Below are 1,532 nucleotides of genomic sequence, written 5' to 3'. Positions count from 1 at the left end.
AGGGGCAGAGAGGGGTGAAACCTCTCCGAGAGCACAGTGTTTGCGGCTTTTAGGGCTTGCGCCCTTTACCCCTCTCTGTCGCTTTCGCGACATCTCCCTCTCAAGGGGGAGATTGAGGGAGCAAAGCTGTACAGCCACAGACAAACCCGTCCGGCCAAGGCCGGCGGGTTTTCGAATTTGAGAGATGTCCTGATACAATGCGCGTAGACCTCTTCGATTTCGACCTGCCGGACGAGAATATCGCCTTGCGGCCCGCGAGCCCGCGCGACAGCGCGCGTCTGCTGGTGGTGCGGCCGGGCGAGGGGCTAGGCGATCATGTCGTCTCCGAACTCCCGTCCTTCCTCCGGCCGGGCGATGCGCTGGTGTTCAACGACACAAAGGTAATCCCGGCCCAGCTTGAGGGCGTTCGCCACCGCGAGGGCGGCGAGGAGGTGCCGGTGTCGGCGACGCTGCACCTCAGGAAGGCCGACAATCTCTGGCATGCCTTTGCCCGGCCGGGCAAGCGCATCAAGCTTGGCGATGTGCTGCGTTTCGTTTCCGCCGATGGCGCGACGACGCTTGTCGCGACGGTCGAGGAAAAGCGGGACGGCGGCGAGGTGGTGCTGACATTCGACGCGCGCGGCGGCGCGCTCGATAAGGCGATGATGCGCGTCGGGCACGTGCCGCTGCCGCCCTATATCGCCTCCAAGCGCGCCGAGGACGGCAAGGATCGCGACGATTACCAGACCATCTACGCCCGTGAAAACGGCGCGGTTGCCGCGCCCACGGCCGGCCTGCACTTCACGCCGCGCCTGATGCAGGCGCTGGAACAGGCCGGCATCGAACGCCATTTCGTCACGCTCCACGTCGGCGCCGGCACCTTCTTGCCGGTCAAGGCCGATGACACCGACGACCATGTGATGCATTTCGAGCGCGGCATCGTTTCGGCCGAAACGGCCGCGGCGCTGAACGCGATCAAGGCGCGAGGCGGGCGGATCGTCTCCGTCGGCACCACCTCGCTCCGGCTGCTGGAAAGCGCCGCCACCGAGGATGGCCGGATCGCGCCGTGGGAGGGCGAGACCGGCATCTTCATCACGCCCGGCTATCATTTCCGGGCCGTCGATATGCTGATGACCAATTTCCACCTGCCGAAATCGACGCTGTTCATGCTGGTCTCGGCCTTTTCCGGCCTTGAGACCATGCGCGCGGCCTATGCCCATGCGATCGAAACCGGCTACAGATTTTATTCCTACGGCGATTCCAGCCTGCTGTTCAGGAAAGACAGATGAGCGAAGACTTCCGTTTCACCCTGAAGGCCACCGACGGCAATGCCCGGCTTGGCGCGATCACCATGCCGCGCGGCGAAATCCGCACGCCGGCCTTCATGCCGGTCGGAACCGCCGGCACGGTCAAGGCGATGTATCTCGACCAGGTGCGCGATCTCGGCGCCGACATTATCCTCGGCAACACCTATCACCTGATGCTGCGCCCCGGCGCGGAACGCGTTGCGCGGCTCGGCGGCCTTCATTCGCTGATCCGCTGGCCGCAACCGA

At 64.8% G+C, this 1,532-nt stretch carries 2 protein-coding genes; both read left to right on the top strand.

Annotated elements, in window-relative coordinates; genetic code table 11:
- Positions 1–197 precede the first annotated feature (197 nt).
- Positions 198–1,268: a tRNA preQ1(34) S-adenosylmethionine ribosyltransferase-isomerase QueA gene (gene queA, locus B4E36_RS07280; RefSeq protein WP_292059743.1), complete on the top strand. Its 1,071-nt coding sequence runs from the start codon at positions 198–200 to the stop codon at positions 1,266–1,268.
- On the top strand, positions 1,265–1,532 hold a 268-nt coding region (locus B4E36_RS07275; protein ID WP_345900177.1), incomplete at its 3' end, for a tRNA-guanine transglycosylase. The genes queA and B4E36_RS07275, both read left to right, overlap by 4 nt.

Origin of the sequence: Martelella sp. UBA3392, assembly GCF_002358775.1 — a bacterium.
GTDB lineage: Bacteria > Pseudomonadota > Alphaproteobacteria > Rhizobiales > Rhizobiaceae > Martelella > Martelella mediterranea.
Note: the sequence above shows the minus strand (reverse complement) of the source record. Positions and strands in the feature narration are given on the sequence as shown.